A 14,739-nucleotide genomic window follows, 5' to 3' on the forward strand; every position below is an offset into this window, starting at 1 on the left:
CCCTATAGAATTTCTTTGAGCTCAAGCTTCGAAAACAGTCTAAAAAAATTATTTGTAGTTATTTTTGCTACTTGTTCCGGCGATTCATTCCATAATTCTGCTAAACAATTCACAACATATTTCACCATTGCCGGTTCATTTTTTCTTCCTCTGTAAGGCTCAGGAGATAGATAAGGTGCATCAGTTTCAACTAAAACACGCTCACGTGGCACATTTTGTGCAATTTCTCTTAGTAAGTTCGCATTTTTAAAAGTAATAATTCCAGAAAATGAAATGTATAATCCCAAGTCCATAGCCTTATAAGCAAGCTCTTTAGAAGAAGCAAAGCAATGCATTACTCCACTAAAAGCGTCCTTCTTCATTTCTGAATTTAAAATATCAATCATCTCACTATCAGCATTTCTAGTGTGAATAACTAAAGGTAATCCTGTTACTTTTGCCGCTTCTATATGTGATGCAAAACTTTTTTTTTGATTGCTTTTATTATCAGATTTATAAAAATCTAATCCGGTTTCACCGATACTAATTACCTTTTTGCCCTTAGTAAATTCAATCAATTCATCAGCATTTATACATTCACCTTTTTCCACATTAGTATCAAGCGGATGTATACCAACGGAGCAGTAGACTTGATCATAGGATGAAGAGATTTTTAATAATTTAGGGATATCATTAATGCTTATACATATGTTATGCAAAATTCTCACACCATTTTGCTCTGCTCTTGAAATTACCTTTGGTATTTCATCATAAGAAAAATAAATTAGATGACAATGAGAATCAACTATCATAAATAGATCCTTTTATGATAGAAGAAAACTCTTCTATCACTTTTTTATAAACTTCTTTTTTGAACGGTATGGCACTGGCTACCAAATCATCCACATTTTGCCAACGCCACTCTTTGAACTCTGGATGATCAGTATGGTTAATATTAATATCCTTATCCTTCCCACAAAATTTCATTAAGAACCACCTTTGCTTTTGGCCAGAATATCTCCCATTCCAGCATGTTGGTATAACTTCCTCAGGTAAGTTATAGTGTATCCACTCTTTATTTTTAGCCACAATTTCTGCTTTATCAGTACCAACTTCTTCCAATAGCTCACGTAGCGCTGCCTGCTCTAGCTCTTCACCTTCATCAACTCCTCCTTGTGGCATCTGCCAATAAGAGTCACTATCAAAACGTTTTCCAATAAAAATATTTCCCTGTTTGTTAAATAACATTATGCCAACACAAGGGCGATACTCTTTCTCCTCACTAATCACAAATACTCTCTGTTGCTAAATTATCTATCATAGAAGTTCCAACTACTTTTTTACTATTCATTTTTTCAACAATTTTTTTTGCAACTTCTTTTTCGCTTAAGTTTGAGTTATCAATTTCAAGTGAACCTTGAGGCACAAATAGTTTCTTTCCTTTAATTCTTCTCATAGCAAAATCTGAATCAGTAATTTTTCTCTCCTGCTCTCTTTCCTTTAATTGAACGCGCTTTACTAGTTCTCCACTATTACAATATAACACCACAGGGAGAATCTCCACGTTCATTTTTTTACTTAAATTCACCACTGAGTTATATACTTTTTGATCATAGGAATCACCTTTTATCAATTCGTTTGTAAATATATAATGCTTTGATTCTATATGGTATTTTTCCAATATTGCTAACATATTCTCTCTAATCACAAAAATTTTTTCCCATATTTCACTTGTAACCTCAGCGTTTCTGAAATCAATCATATCAAATATAATATTATTAAACAGGTTATTGTCTACTATCACCCCATCAATAATATTACACAGCTCTTTTGCAATCGTAAGTTTGCCACTACCCGGAAATCCGATTAAGTAAATGACCATACCATCAGAAAACTATCATATATTACAAATATATGTATTATAAACGTTACACTAGAAACATATCAAAAATAGTTCATATTCAGAAATTTTGAGTGTATCATTACAGATAAATTATATAATTTAGAATAATGAATGGTGATACAGAATCAATAAAAAGTAAGATTGTAGATATAATAGATCAAAACAAAGGTCAAGATATAGTTACTTTTGATGTGCAGAATAAAACTGTCATTGCAAAATATATGATCATTGCATCCGGTGATTCGAGCCGCCATGTAAAAGCATTAGCTGAGCACGTGATGAAAAATCTCAAGCAATATGATAAAATAGATGTAGAAGGTATGGATGAAGGTAACTGGGTGATTGTGAATTTTCAAGGTATAATGGTTCACCTATTCAGGCCAGAAGTAAGAGAATATTATAAGATAGAAGAGTTATGGAATTGATTATCCAGGTAGCTGGTATACACTTGCTCAAATGTTGTAATTTTGAAGGCAACCCTTATGAAGTTGGTGGTGTCATTCCAGTGCTTGACACTGGAATCTAGAAAACTTAATCATAAACGAGCACACTATACAACATTTTTGATGAAATTTCATAATAAACTGGATTCCAGCGTCAAGCACTGGAATGACGCCATCGTTAACAACACCGTTTACACACAAAATAACATATTATGAAACATAAATCCGAGTTTTTAAACTTCATTCAAGAAAGAGGATACCTATATCAATGTACAAACATTGATAGGTTAGACCAGCTATTATCACAAGATAATTATATAATTGCATACATTGGGTTTGATTGTACGGCACCAAGTTTGCATATTGGCAGTCTCATTCAAATCATGATGCTCCGTCACCTACAAAAATTCGGTTATAAGCCAATAATTCTACTTGGAGGTGGCACAACAAAAATTGGTGACCCATCTGGTAAAGACAAAGCAAGAAGCGTCTTGCCGATAGAAGATATCAATCAAAATATACTTGGTATAAAGAAAACCCTCGAGAAGATGATATCTTTCGATTATGGAAAAACTGGTGCAATCATAGTAAACAACGCAGATTGGTTAGATAACATAAAATATATAGATTTTTTGCGTGATATAGGGACACATTTTTCTGTAAATCGCATGTTAGGCTTTGATAGTGTGAAAATTAGGCTAGATAGGGAGCAAAATCTAAGCTTTCTCGAGTTTAATTACATGTTGTTACAAGCCTATGATTTTGTCGAGTTGAATAAAAAGTATGGCTGTCGTCTCCAGATTGGAGGGTCAGACCAATGGGGAAATATAGTAAACGGAATTGAACTTGGCAAAAAGTTAAATTTACCTGAGCTGTTTGGTCTTACCACACCTCTTTTATTAAACGCGCAAGGAAAAAAGATGGGCAAAACTGAAAGTGGAGCTATATGGCTCGATGGCAGCATGCTCAAGCCTTATGACTACTGGCAATATTTTCGCAATGTTGATGATCAAGATGTTGGTCGTTTTTTGAGGCTTTTCACCGATTTATCAATTGATGAAATTAAAAAACTAGAATCCTTGAAGGATCAAGAAATAAATGAAGCAAAAAAGGTCTTGGCAACAGAAGCGACAAAAATATGTCATGGTTGCAAAGAAGCGAAACTTGCACGATCTGCTGCAATCTCTGCTTTTGAAAATGAAGACAGTTCATTGCTTTCTGGTTACACTATCACAAGAGAACAAGTTGCAAATGGCATACTCCTGATAGACTTGCTTCATGACACCGGTTTTGAACCTTCAAAAGGTGCGGCAAAGCGTTTAATACAGGGAAATGGATGTAAAGTTAATGATAATACTATAAACGATGTTAACTATACAATAAACTCTGAAAGCTTTGAAGGTCAGCCATTTATCAAATTATCTGCAGGAAAGAAACGCCATATTAAAATTTTAGTGAGTGAAGTAAGAAAGTGAATTTGTATCTGTTCAGCAGAGTGGTAAAATAAGGTAGCCAAGAAAAGATAATTATAGGAACAAATGGATATCATTGAAGCAGCTGACACTGTGGCAGAATCGCTAGGCAATCCTACTATCGCTAGCAGTTTCTTGCTGTCGATTTGCTAAGATTGGTTTATCAACTTGAGTATCAGGCTTTGACAATTTATATATAGCATTGCCAACTATTAGTGCTGTTGCTGTAATTGCAACTACTGCTATAACTATAGGTATTAACTCAGCTGTAATTGCTCCGGCTGTAAAAAGTGCTATAGATATAGCAGTACCTAATAATGCAGTTACTCCAACGGGGCTTTGTTGCATCACTATCTATGAAAGGCTAACTATACAAGCAGCTTATTGAAAATCTTATTTTTTGCAATCAATCTGATCAAATTTAAGAATAGTAATTTATTGTTTGTACTAGTAAATTTAATTCTACTTAAAATAGCTAAAGCATTGAAATGCTTGAATTCTAGCTAGATTAGTGAATGATAGTAAAACTTCTTTTACTTAAATTTAGATATTTACTGACTGTCCTTACTATAAATGCTAGAATAATAAGCTATTGATATTCTACATTTTATCTTTTATCCATCGTAGATAGCGATGCAACAAAACCCAATAGCGTCAACTTAAGGAAAGATGTTAAGGAGTAAAATACTGTGAAAAATAGGACCTTTGGTTTCTATTTTATTTCAATAAAGAAGATATCAGTAAAGCTTATCTATTAAGGTGTCACATAGAGGAGTGCTATAAACGACTCAAAGTAGAAGGAGAATTAGAGAATTTTTCTGGGATAAATTTAGAAACAAGAATTTTGTGCAAACTTGGTCATGTGCAATACTTCATATGTGTGATGCACAAGAGCCTTGGAACCCAGATCAAATTGCTGAGTATCGTTTAAATTTTTCAGTTTTATTTGGTGTAATGAGACAGAAACTTTATCAGGTGCTTATTAGCACCAAAAAACTTTCAAGCCCTTTTTAAAATACGCACTAAAGTTAACGTGAAGATTGTATAGCCGCAATAAAGTAGATAAGCCTAAACGCCATAATGTCTTTAGGAGAGCTTGCTAATTTATTCTCTTAAGTTAACGTCATTGCCTGAACAGATACATAAAAAAGTAGTACTTGCAAGAAAGAGTTACTTAAGAAATTAATTAACTTTGCTATTTTCTCTAACATACCTAGAAGAAATAGATACATTATCTAATGCACTACTAATCCTAGTATTCCTTTCATTAATCGCTGCAGTTGGTTGAAAAGTGGCATAGATATATTGTGGTATGTCATTAATTCGTACTATAATAGAATTAATACATTCAATATTACCTTTATGTATAGCAAAGGCAAATGGTTTAATGACATACGTCACGCCTGGAAGCTGCACAATATCTTTAGAAGTAAGGATATTTCGTAGTGTATCACTATTTTGAACTCGTATAAAAATAGAATTGATACACTTGTTATTGCCTTTATATATAGCAAAGTTAAGTGGCGTTAAAGTATACGCTATAATATTTAAATACTGTACAATATTTCTAGAAGCAAGGATATCTTGTAATATACCATTTTCCTGGGCTTTTGTTAAAATAACATCAACATATCTTTCCTTGTTGTAATGTATGGCAAAGCTAAGCGATGTTAAGTTGTACATCAAACCATCTTGATAATTTATAATATTTGGAGCAGTAAGAATATCTTGTAGTATACCATTGTTTTGAGCTTGTTCTAAATAGAATTAACACATTCATTATTGTCTCTATGTATAGCTAGGCTAAGCAGTATTAAAGTGCGTCCTCCATCTGTTGGAAATCGTGTAGTATATCCTATTGTAAGAACTTTTAGTAAATCATTCTCTGAGGCTACTTTCAAGATATTACTAATTCCCTCACCATTTGATATTACCTTTTTCAACTTAAAATGCAAATTTCGTTGTGCTTGTGTTAAGTTGTTATCATTTAGCATATTCTTGTAACCTCGTTTTAAAGTCAGTGCAGTTTAATTATTCTATGTTAGTATACACCAATAGAAAAAATTTCATCATATGTTCTGGAAAAAATTTACACAGGTTAATGAGGAAACCGTAAGAGAGAGCCTAAAAAAGGTTATAGAGAAGAAAAGTGGTAAGAATGTTGGTGTAGTATCCTCAATTATTATTAAAGGTAAAGATGTTGCTTTTGCTCTTGAAGTTACTGAGCCAAATGAAGAATTAAGAAAAAATTGTGAGCAAGCTGTTAAGGCGATACCGGGAGTAGGAAAGGTTACTGTAGTTGCTACTGGTCAAAAACAAGCTAGGCAACAAAAAGCTAAACTTCATATCGAAGGAGTGAAAAATATAATTGTCGTTGCTTCTGGTAAAGGAGGTGTGGGTAAGTCGACAGTTGCACTAAATCTAGCTCTTTCGTTAGCAGAATTAAAACATAAAGTTGCGCTAGTTGATGCAGATATATATGGTCCTTCGATTCCTAAAATGTTGGGCACTGAGAAATTAAAACCAGAAATACAGAGTGGTAAAGCAATGCCTATAGAGAAACATGGTCTCTATACTATTTCAATTGGCTATTTTATTGATAAGGACCGCGCAGTAATATGGCGTGGACCTATGATCACAAAAGCACTTTACAATTTGCTAATGGGAACAAGGTGGTCTGATATAGAATATTTAATCATTGATACACCGCCTGGCACTGGCGATGTACATTTAAGTCTGATGGAGAATTTTAGTTTAACTGGAGCAATAATAGTTTCAACTCCACAGGAGCTTGCTTTAATCGATGCACAAAAAATTTATGATATGTTCACAAAGCTCAGCGTGCCAATTATCGGCATTGTGGAAAATATGAGCTATTTTGTTCAAGATAATTCAAAAATACACATATTTGGAAAAGGTGGTGCAAAAAAAATGTCTGAAGAGCTGGGAGTCAAACTCTTGAGCAGAGTTCCTCTAGATCCGCAAATATGTAGTGCTTCTGATTGTGGAAATCCTTCAATACTAAGTGAGGATTTAGTAAGGATTTATGAAGGCATTGCTAAAGATGTTAGGTCTTTTGTATGCAGTCTATAAAGTTTTTTTAAACTACTTTTAAAATAGGTAGAATGTAATTTTAGGTGAATAAAATATTTCAAATGGCAGCAGCTACCTCGTATCTGAACAGACAATAGACTTCTTGGATAACTTAAGAAACAAGTAGTAGAAGCAATATTAGGGAAGGTATAAATTTTGAGCAGGTAAGTAAACTTGATGAAGAGAAGCTTCGAAGACTAAGAGGAGTAAAAAGAAAAACATTGGAAAAATAATAGAAATTTTAATAGAGGAAGAGGCCAAGAAAAAGGCAAGAGGAGGAAAACCAAATATATTTATTAATAGCACTCGAATATTTGTGTAAATACCGTACATATTTCCATATAGTGCAAAGCTATGGAATAAGTGAAAGTTCTTGCTAACGGCTGAATAGAAGATGCATTGATAAAACATCCAGATTTCAGGAAGATAAAGAGCTATTAAAGTTAAATAGGAGTATGCAAAAGTTTTATAAAAAGGGAATGTTTAACTCCCCCATAGAAGATCAAAAAATATCCTTAGGTTATCCAAGAAGTCTATTGTTGGTAAACATAAAAGGCTATTTGCCTTTTTATCTAGTTTATGCAGGAGGTCTATATTTATTGTTGAGTGTGATTTTAGGCATTTCTGCTAAAACGCAACTTTTAAATCGCCAAAATTTCTCCTTGCCTTTACTAATTCCGATTCTTGGAGTGCACACATAATCTGGTTTGAGGTGATATTCATAGAGACAAAATTCATGACTTATAGTAAGGTCTTGTTTATTATGTTCTTTTGTAATGTTTAATTTTTTGCACAGTATGCCTGGCCCGCCTAAATTTGCTTCAAGCGGTTCAGTGAGCTTTAATCCTCGTATTAACACTGCTGCTGGGAATCCTTCTGCTTCTGTTACAATATTTAGACAATAGTACATTCCATATATAAAATATACGTACGAAAACCCTGGCGTACCAAACATTACTGAGGTTCGATTAGTATAGCCTCTTGCTGCATGACAAGCTGGGTCATCCATTCCTATATACGCTTCAACTTCAGTTATTATTCCACTAAAATTAGAAAATTTCAGAATCTTCCCTAGCAGCTCCCCAGCTACGGTTAAAGTTGGCCGTTCATAGAAATTTCTTGGTAATATTGTGTTATTCATCATAGAAGTACAAGTTACTTACATTTGTAAGCAAGTTATACTATTTTTGCTTTTTCTTATTTATTTAGTCAAGAGCATCTCTGAGAAGTAGAAGTTGGTGTTGTTGTCACATTTGTTACATCTGTTGAAGGCTGCTGTAAAACCTTGACTGATTCAGAGCTCTTTTGTTGCAATTGCGGTACTAACGCTTCATATAAAGATTTTGGTTCACGTCTCTTACCTATTTTGACTTCTTTATTTGCACGCAACTGCTCTGCAGTAACACCGTTGCCTTCAAGGAGAGTTACACCATTATTACCATCAATGTTAACTTTAATTTTGCATTCTCTTCCATCAACATACCACTTTAAAGTCATTTCATATAACCCACTAATTATTTCATAAACTCTTTCCTCATTATCACTATCATTATTAATATAGCAACATGCCCCTCTCTTTTTTTCTTGATTAGGATGACAAAATGTAATTGTTCTTACACCATACTCTTTACATATACTACCGCCTAGAAGTTTAGCTATATCTACTCCTTCTTTATTAGCATGTAGCACAACTCTCACGGTAGGATAAACAATATTCTCTTCCCTTTTGCCTTCTTTTATCATTATGGACTCTATGGTATATACCTTCGATATCTCTGCCTTAATTTGGTCAGCAATCTTGCCTACAATCTCTTTACCATGATAGTGAGATTCTCCTTTCTTCGGAGAAAAAGGTTCTTTGTTTGTAGTATTAGTGTCTGGATCATTCTGTAACTCAAAGAATTTATCCCATTCTTCATCACTGTCTAATTTGATATATTCACGCTTGTTCTTGCCTGATATTGCATTCTGAATACTAGACGATCCTTCTGTTACAGTTGTACCAGAGCTATTGCCTTTACCTTTTAGAAGAACAAGATGCTCTTCTGACCTTTCTTCCTTACTCAACTTTGAAGCTGCATCACCAAAAGAAGGTTTCTCTACTATATGCGTGTAAGAACTTTTAACTCTACTCTCATTATCAGGTACTGTAGTAGCCCACAAAAGCTTTTTAATATAATCTAACATATGCCACCTCTTACCATTAACTAAATATCAGTATGCAAACTTTGCTATAACTAATCAATAACTAAATTTACTCCAAATAAAATGAGCTGATAAAAAGGTATAAATTGAGATTAGGTAAAGCTTTTGGTATAATATCTAGTTAATTTTGAATAGGCAGGTGATCTCAGCTACAAAGACGTTTTTTATCTCATTTATTTTTGGGTTTATTCTCTTTCCCTATTTTATAAAACTTCTAAAAAAGATAAGTAAAGATGGACAACCAATCAGATCATATGGACCAGAAAGTCATTTAATAACAAAAAAGAATATACCACCTATGGGTGGAATAATAATACTAACTTCTGCTTTATTACCAATCCTGCTTTGGACTCAATTAACACCAGAAATTTCATTGCTGGTATTTATAACTCTATTTTTTGCTCTACTTGGATTTATTGATGACTATTTAAAATTGAAGACAAATCACCACCGAGGTTTAAGTGCAAAAACCAAAATACTTATTCAGTTTGTCGTTACTCTGGTCTGTATGTTTATACTTAAGCTACAATCTGCTGAAGGTTTTACAAAAATTTCTCTATTTAGAGAAGTAGCAATCGACCTTGGCTATCTATATCTTCCGTTTGCTGCATTTGTAATTGTCGGCTCTTCTAATGCTGTGAATCTTACAGATGGCCTAGATGGCCTTGCTGCAACTCAAGCCATTACTTCCTTTGCTTTTTTGGGGCTAATTGCATACATCACTCAGACAGATGTAAACATTACTTTATTCTGCATTGCATTTATAGGAGCTATTTTAAGTTTCTTGTGGTTTAACACACATCCAGCAAAAATATTTATGGGTGATGTTGGAAGCCTATCAATCGGTGCAGCTTTAGGACTCACTAGTGTTCTAATTAAAAAAGAAATGCTTTTTGCCGTTATTGGAATAATCTTTGTAATAGAGACTTTATCTGTGATTATTCAGGTATCATATTTTAAATATACAAAATTTAGATATGGAGCAGGAAGAAGAATTTTCCTTATGACACCAATACATCATCACTTTGAAAAGAAAGGGTGGTCAGAAAATACAATAGTTATAAAATTTTGGATAATTTCTATTGCTTGTTCGATTTTTGCTTTAACTTTCTTATTATAGGAACTATGAAATATCCAGATTTCACATTAGAAGATACATTATCAGGAATTATAGCAGGAGTAGATGAAGTTGGAAGAGGTCCGCTTGCCGGTCCAGTGATATCTGCAGCTGTAATATTTACTGATAGAGATACGGTTATTGATGGAATAAACGACTCAAAAAAGCTAACCCCTAAGTGTAGGCAAGTTCTATACGAAAAAATAACGTCTGTTGCAAAATTTGGTATAGGAATGGCAAGCGTAGAAGAAATAAACTCATACAATATTTTGCAAGCAACAAAGCTTTCAATGAAACGTGCGTTGGCAAACTTGAATCTAGAACTAGATTATGTGCTAGTTGATGGTAATCAACCACCTGAAGTAAAATGGCAAGTAAAATCTATAGTGAATGGTGATAGCTTAAGTATATCAATCGCAGCTGCTTCAATCGTTGCAAAAGTTACAAGAGATCGGCTTATGGAAGAATTGCATAATAAACATCCTCAATATAATTGGTATAAAAATAAGGGATATGGAACAAAAGAACACCTCAGCGCTATTGGCCTTCATGGAATTACGAAGCACCATAGAAAGAATTTTGCACCTATAAGAATACTATAGCCTTTAATCACTTACCTTTTTTGAAAGGTATGTTTTCATTAAACAGGCAGACTGTGCTTGATCCGTTTCTTAAGGTAAATACCGAGCTTACTCTTTCAATTATCAGGTAGTCATCAACTGTACGAAAATTTATCAAGGATTCATATCCTGCAGAATCAACCATAAAAACTGACGGGAAATCAGAGTTTATTTTATTAAATTGTAGATATGTAAATTTTCCGTCATCAAAAACCTTAATTGGTATTATTGATTGACTGCCTTTAACGTGCGAGATGGAATAGTTAAAATTCAAGCCTTTCTTTATAACCTCAATATCACTTATATCAGGGATAGTGGTATGACTAGCTTGCTCTAGAATATCACCGTTACTCGTTGAATAAATTTCATCACTGTTGAACAGTGGATAAAGAAACCTTACTTCATATGCTAACCTTGGATCATCTAGCCCGTTTGCTTCTTCAGCATGAAATTCGAAATAATAAACTCTTTTATTGGTAATTATAGTTGCATTAGTATCGGCAATATCATCTATAGGCTTAATAAATAATCTATTACCTTGAGGAAGGAGTTGCCAACCGGTTGCATCACCCATTGAAAGACTCTCTATTACCTCCCCTGGCTCAAACAATATGCTGGATTGATAACCATAAAAGCCCGTGTACTTATGTATAGCCTGTGGATTATAATTCATTACCTTTATGTGGTTATCACCAGCTATTGGTCTTGGTTCCTGTTTTGCAAGTGCATAACCACCACAAAAAAATAATAGTGCAACAAAGAGTACCCTAATCATAGTATCAAAATAAACTGATCTTTATTTTATCATTGATAGACATGTACTGCAACTATCAAACTATCCCAGTAGTAAGCGACAGAAAATGCAAGCTTCATAATAATTCATTATTGCAGGAAAAAGCAGGAAAAAATTCTTTAAACATTATTTTCATATATGTTAAAATGAGTTGTGAGGTAAATTAGGGAGTGTTAAATAAACCATACGCGTCAAGTTAAGGAAAAGTGGTATAAGGAAGAAAGGAAACGAAAAAAAACTATTTTATATATTAAGTAATAAAGTTATTAATTTATAGATTCTTCTGAAAAAATCATCTTCTTCTAGATAAGAACTCCCTAAAAAAATAAATGTAACAAATAAAATATCCATCTCAAATGTTGCTATATTTCACGATATTTCCTTAACTTGACGCGTATGGTTTATTTAACACTTCCTGCAAATTAACTACAGATTTTATGTCTAGGTTACTCCACAAAATTTTTCCTTTTCTTATCCAAGATTCAAATTTATAGTATCGATTCCTTTTTATGAAATATGAAGCCATCTCAAGTTATAGTTAAGCCTATATTCAGTGAATTACTTTCACAAGTGCAATTGATTTTAGTGTTATACTGTTCTAACAGTAAAGAAGTCATATAGATAATAATGTCTTTTGTATCCAAACGAATATCATTTTTTTTTGTTAATTTGCTCACTAATAATGTACTTATTGATTTATGTTCATTTACTACTTTTATAGTGAGTAGTGTTTTATCTTCTGTTTTAGTCAGTAAAATAGACACTAATTCAATTTGTGCCACTGCACTGATTATAGTTATCACCATATTGGAAATTATCTTATTTATTTTTTCAATTAAGTTTTCTGTAGGACATTCACTTACTCTCCACTGAAGCTTTACTTTTTTTTTAATAAATAATTTTCTATATTGGATTTAGTCTTAACAAAGCTGCAATTATCTGATGAATGAGAATACGCTTGCTTCATAACTTTATATTTATATATTAAATCATCGGAGCTTTCTTTAAGCAATGACAATGCTTCGTTTTGCATATTAGGGTTGTTTTCTTCAAGCTCTTCCAATCCACCCACTATCCCTTGCATAGAACTAGCAAAATCATGAAGAATTCGTCCTGATAGGCACTCTGTTATTAACATTATGTTTTTATTCATTGGATAAAAGTATAAATGATTTAAGTTAACCCTATATTGGTAGGCATGTAGTAGTCAATTTAAGAGAAAGTTTCGTTGCGCTTTTTGTGTCAAAGCATTAATATAGTATTAATAATTATAAGATTTATGAAGGCGTTATGAATACTTATGCTAAATCTGGAATAGACCTTAAACTATATAATGAACTAATAAAAAAAGTTAAACCTATTATTGAAAAGACTAAAGGAGAAGAAGTAATTAGTGAAGTAGGATCATTTTCTGCATTGTTTGACTTTTCTTCGCTGAGTAAGAAATACGACCATCCAGTACTTGTTTCCTCAACTGATGGAGTGGGCACAAAACTATTAATAGCTCAAGAGGTGAATAAGCATGATACTATAGGTATAGACTTAGTTGCAATGTGTGTAAATGATTTACTTGCACAAGGAGCAACACCTTTATTTTTCCTTGATTACTTTGCAACAGGCGTTTTAAACAAAAACGTTTTATTGTCTGTAATCCAGGGCATTGCAGAAGGGTGCAAGGAATCTAAAATAGCATTAGTTGGTGGAGAAACTGCAGAAATGCCTGGAATGTATGGTAACAATCACTATGACCTTGCAGGGTTTGTGGTTGGTGTTGTTGATCGAAAGCAAATTCTTCCAAATTGTAGTATAATGAAAGCAGGTGACTGTGTAGTTGGTTTAGAATCAAATGGAATTCACTCAAATGGATTTTCTTTGGTGCGCCATATTTTTAAAAGCTTAGGTATAAATTATAATGATATATCTTCATGGAATAATAAATCTTGGGGTGAAATATTACTTAAGCCAACAAAGATATATGTTGATTCTTTGTTGCCTATTATGCCAAAGGTAAAAGGCATTGCGCATATAACAGGTGGCGGGTTAATAGACAATATTCCAAGAATTCTCTCAGGAAATTTATTTGTAGACATAAATATTAATTCTTGGAAATGGCCAGATATATTTTTATGGCTGAAAGAAGAAGGCAAAATAGAAAAGAGAGAAATGTTAAAAACATTTAATTGCGGCATAGGTATAGTACTGATTGTAGATCCCGATAATATGAAGGATGTGGAAAGCCATTTCCAAAAGCGTGGAGAAAAAATTGAGATTATTGGAAAACTTGATGAGGCATGTAACCCTCCACTTGATAGAGTAGTATTTAGTTAGTCTAACTTTACTGACAGTCTTTTTGCAACTTCTGAGTATGCTTCCTTTAAGTTTCCTAGATTTAAACGGAAAACATCTTTGTCTAGCTTTTTATGCGTATTTTTATCCCATAGCCTACAATTATCAGGGCTGATTTCATCGGCTAAAATGATTTTAGTGCTGTTGTTTATCAATTTGCCAAATTCTAACTTGAGATCAACTAAATATATATTTGCATTTGAAAATAGGTCGACTAAGATTTTGTTGATCTTTAAAGTTGTAGTTTTAACTTCTTCCATTTCTTTATGGGATAACCAACCAAAATATAATATGTGATTTTCATTCACCATTGGGTCGGCTAGGTCATCATTTTTGTAAAAAAACTCGATTATAGGAGATGTAAGTGTCTCACCTTCTTTGATATTAAAACGTTTGCAAAAGCTGCCAGCTGCAATGTTTCTAACCACTATCTCAAGAGGTATTATCTTGAGTTTTTTGACTAGCTGTTCTCTTTCGTTTAGAGTGTTTATAAAGTGCGTGCTAATTCCTGCTTCTTCAAGCTTTTCCATGATAAAAGCACTAACATGATTATTAATTATTCCTTTGCCCTCAATAATTTCATATTTTTTCTTGTTGAACGCTGTAACATCATCTTTAAAGTACTGTATAACAGTTGATGAGTCTTCAGTTTCAATAATGACTTTGGCTTTACCTTCGTATATCGTTTTATTCAGTGACATATTTAATTTAACTATGTATCATATCAATTTACTGTTCTTAGAGTATAGCCCCAAATAACTTAAAATA

Annotated in this window: 17 protein-coding genes and 3 pseudogenes; 8 read left to right on the forward strand and 12 right to left on the reverse strand. The window is 33.0% G+C overall.

The annotated features are described in order from the left end of the window. Positions 1–2: 2 nt before the first annotated feature. Genes OOK82_RS04400 through OOK82_RS04410 form a run of 3 tightly spaced genes read right to left on the reverse strand, consistent with a single transcriptional unit; the run spans position 3 to position 1,861 of the window. Positions 3–791, reverse strand: a complete 789-nt coding sequence (locus OOK82_RS04400) for a TatD family hydrolase (RefSeq protein WP_264704496.1) — start codon at positions 789–791, stop codon at positions 3–5. Beyond that, entirely contained in the window at positions 781–1,269 is a 489-nt protein-coding gene (locus tag OOK82_RS04405; protein ID WP_264686903.1) for an RNA pyrophosphohydrolase, read from the reverse strand. The genes OOK82_RS04400 and OOK82_RS04405 overlap by 11 nt, the downstream gene beginning before the upstream one ends. Continuing rightward, positions 1,262–1,861, reverse strand: coding sequence for an AAA family ATPase (locus OOK82_RS04410; protein WP_264704497.1), 600 nt, complete (start codon positions 1,859–1,861; stop codon positions 1,262–1,264). Before OOK82_RS04410 ends, OOK82_RS04405 begins: the two co-directional genes overlap by 8 nt. Positions 1,862–1,989: 128 nt before the next feature. On the opposite strand from OOK82_RS04410, the gene rsfS reads away from it, so the two are divergent. Further along, positions 1,990–2,307 carry a ribosome silencing factor gene (gene rsfS, locus OOK82_RS04415; RefSeq protein WP_264375992.1) on the forward strand — a complete coding sequence of 106 codons (318 nt, stop codon included), beginning with the start codon at positions 1,990–1,992 and terminating at the stop codon, positions 2,305–2,307. A 230-nt stretch (positions 2,308–2,537) separates the two neighbouring features. Then, positions 2,538–3,800, forward strand: coding sequence for a tyrosine--tRNA ligase (tyrS, locus tag OOK82_RS04420; RefSeq protein WP_264704498.1), 1,263 nt, complete (start codon positions 2,538–2,540; stop codon positions 3,798–3,800). Positions 3,801–3,902: 102 nt separating this feature from the next. Here the strand turns inward: tyrS and OOK82_RS04425 are convergent. Continuing rightward, positions 3,903–4,127, reverse strand: a pseudogene (locus tag OOK82_RS04425) (ankyrin repeat domain-containing protein); the annotation flags it as partial. 391 nt (positions 4,128–4,518) lie between these two features. Here OOK82_RS04425 and OOK82_RS04430 point away from each other — a divergent pair. Then, a pseudogene (locus tag OOK82_RS04430) lies at positions 4,519–4,900 on the forward strand (IS4-like element ISWosp8 family transposase); the annotation flags it as partial. A gap of 79 nt (positions 4,901–4,979) precedes the next feature. Here the strand turns inward: OOK82_RS04430 and OOK82_RS04435 are convergent. Together OOK82_RS04435 and OOK82_RS04440 are read right to left on the reverse strand one after the other, a co-directional pair. Continuing rightward, a complete protein-coding gene (locus OOK82_RS04435; protein ID WP_264704499.1) occupies positions 4,980–5,480 on the reverse strand; it encodes a WD_0033/WD_0034 family tandem repeat-containing protein in 501 nt (166 codons plus the stop codon). A 74-nt stretch (positions 5,481–5,554) separates the two neighbouring features. Then, positions 5,555–5,791 (reverse strand): hypothetical protein, encoded by a 237-nt coding sequence (locus OOK82_RS04440; protein ID WP_264686899.1) that lies wholly within the window; start codon positions 5,789–5,791, stop codon positions 5,555–5,557. A 79-nt stretch (positions 5,792–5,870) separates the two neighbouring features. Here OOK82_RS04440 and OOK82_RS04445 point away from each other — a divergent pair, with 79 nt between their 5' ends. Beyond that, on the forward strand, positions 5,871–6,890 hold the full coding sequence (locus OOK82_RS04445) for an Mrp/NBP35 family ATP-binding protein (RefSeq protein WP_264686898.1): 1,020 nt from the start codon (positions 5,871–5,873) through the stop codon (positions 6,888–6,890). A gap of 149 nt (positions 6,891–7,039) precedes the next feature. Beyond that, positions 7,040–7,267: pseudogene (locus OOK82_RS04450) on the forward strand (helix-turn-helix domain-containing protein); the annotation flags it as partial. 200 nt (positions 7,268–7,467) lie between these two features. Here the strand turns inward: OOK82_RS04450 and OOK82_RS04455 are convergent. Beyond that, positions 7,468–8,031, reverse strand: a complete 564-nt coding sequence (locus OOK82_RS04455) for a DNA-3-methyladenine glycosylase (RefSeq protein WP_010403621.1) — start codon at positions 8,029–8,031, stop codon at positions 7,468–7,470. Between the two features lie 68 nt (positions 8,032–8,099). After that, on the reverse strand, positions 8,100–9,077 hold the full coding sequence (locus OOK82_RS04460) for a hypothetical protein (protein ID WP_264704500.1): 978 nt from the start codon (positions 9,075–9,077) through the stop codon (positions 8,100–8,102). A 157-nt stretch (positions 9,078–9,234) separates the two neighbouring features. Here OOK82_RS04460 and mraY point away from each other — a divergent pair, with 157 nt between their 5' ends. Together mraY and OOK82_RS04470 are read left to right on the forward strand one after the other, a co-directional pair. Continuing rightward, positions 9,235–10,215 carry a phospho-N-acetylmuramoyl-pentapeptide-transferase gene (gene mraY / locus OOK82_RS04465; RefSeq protein WP_007302271.1) on the forward strand — a complete coding sequence of 327 codons (981 nt, stop codon included), beginning with the start codon at positions 9,235–9,237 and terminating at the stop codon, positions 10,213–10,215. Positions 10,216–10,220: 5 nt separating this feature from the next. Beyond that, a complete protein-coding gene (locus OOK82_RS04470; RefSeq protein ID WP_213863879.1) occupies positions 10,221–10,814 on the forward strand; it encodes a ribonuclease HII in 594 nt (197 codons plus the stop codon). A 7-nt stretch (positions 10,815–10,821) separates the two neighbouring features. On the opposite strand, the gene virB9 is transcribed toward OOK82_RS04470, so the two are convergent. The 3 genes from virB9 to OOK82_RS04485 form a co-directional block, all read right to left on the reverse strand. After that, entirely contained in the window at positions 10,822–11,607 is a 786-nt protein-coding gene (gene virB9 / locus OOK82_RS04475) for a P-type conjugative transfer protein VirB9 (protein WP_264704501.1), read from the reverse strand. A gap of 545 nt (positions 11,608–12,152) precedes the next feature. Beyond that, positions 12,153–12,518 (reverse strand): histidine phosphotransferase family protein, encoded by a 366-nt coding sequence (locus OOK82_RS04480; protein WP_125855783.1) that lies wholly within the window; start codon positions 12,516–12,518, stop codon positions 12,153–12,155. Further along, positions 12,503–12,778, reverse strand: a complete 276-nt coding sequence (locus OOK82_RS04485; protein WP_012481935.1) for a hypothetical protein — start codon at positions 12,776–12,778, stop codon at positions 12,503–12,505. The genes OOK82_RS04480 and OOK82_RS04485 overlap by 16 nt, the downstream gene beginning before the upstream one ends. Before the next feature lie 137 nt (positions 12,779–12,915). Between OOK82_RS04485 and purM the strand changes: the two genes are divergently transcribed. Continuing rightward, complete coding sequence (purM, locus tag OOK82_RS04490; protein WP_264704502.1) at positions 12,916–13,953, forward strand: phosphoribosylformylglycinamidine cyclo-ligase; 1,038 nt, start codon at positions 12,916–12,918, stop codon at positions 13,951–13,953. Here purM and purC read toward each other — a convergent pair. Further along, on the reverse strand, positions 13,950–14,672 hold the full coding sequence (gene purC / locus OOK82_RS04495; RefSeq protein WP_010403657.1) for a phosphoribosylaminoimidazolesuccinocarboxamide synthase: 723 nt from the start codon (positions 14,670–14,672) through the stop codon (positions 13,950–13,952). The two genes, purM and purC, sit on opposite strands and share 4 nt — an antisense overlap. Positions 14,673–14,739 lie beyond the last annotated feature (67 nt).

The organism is Wolbachia endosymbiont (group B) of Apotomis betuletana (assembly GCF_947250475.1).
Lineage (GTDB): Bacteria > Pseudomonadota > Alphaproteobacteria > Rickettsiales > Anaplasmataceae > Wolbachia.

Bases quoted from the DNA above. Each gene is read 5' to 3' on its own strand.
- OOK82_RS04400 (WP_264704496.1), bottom strand. From the start codon at position 791: ATGATAGTTGATTCTCATTGTCATCTAATTTATTTTTCTTATGATGAA.
- OOK82_RS04410 (WP_264704497.1), bottom strand. From the start codon at position 1,861: ATGGTCATTTACTTAATCGGATTTCCGGGTAGTGGCAAACTTACGATT.
- rsfS (WP_264375992.1), top strand. From the start codon at position 1,990: ATGAATGGTGATACAGAATCAATAAAAAGTAAGATTGTAGATATAATA.
- tyrS (WP_264704498.1), top strand. From the start codon at position 2,538: ATGAAACATAAATCCGAGTTTTTAAACTTCATTCAAGAAAGAGGATAC.
- OOK82_RS04435 (WP_264704499.1), bottom strand. From the start codon at position 5,480: ATGTACAACTTAACATCGCTTAGCTTTGCCATACATTACAACAAGGAA.
- OOK82_RS04440 (WP_264686899.1), bottom strand. From the start codon at position 5,791: ATGCTAAATGATAACAACTTAACACAAGCACAACGAAATTTGCATTTT.
- OOK82_RS04445 (WP_264686898.1), top strand. From the start codon at position 5,871: ATGTTCTGGAAAAAATTTACACAGGTTAATGAGGAAACCGTAAGAGAG.
- OOK82_RS04455 (WP_010403621.1), bottom strand. From the start codon at position 8,031: ATGAATAACACAATATTACCAAGAAATTTCTATGAACGGCCAACTTTA.
- OOK82_RS04460 (WP_264704500.1), bottom strand. From the start codon at position 9,077: ATGTTAGATTATATTAAAAAGCTTTTGTGGGCTACTACAGTACCTGAT.
- OOK82_RS04470 (WP_213863879.1), top strand. From the start codon at position 10,221: ATGAAATATCCAGATTTCACATTAGAAGATACATTATCAGGAATTATA.
- virB9 (WP_264704501.1), bottom strand. From the start codon at position 11,607: ATGATTAGGGTACTCTTTGTTGCACTATTATTTTTTTGTGGTGGTTAT.
- OOK82_RS04485 (WP_012481935.1), bottom strand. From the start codon at position 12,778: ATGAATAAAAACATAATGTTAATAACAGAGTGCCTATCAGGACGAATT.
- purM (WP_264704502.1), top strand. From the start codon at position 12,916: ATGAATACTTATGCTAAATCTGGAATAGACCTTAAACTATATAATGAA.
- purC (WP_010403657.1), bottom strand. From the start codon at position 14,672: ATGTCACTGAATAAAACGATATACGAAGGTAAAGCCAAAGTCATTATT.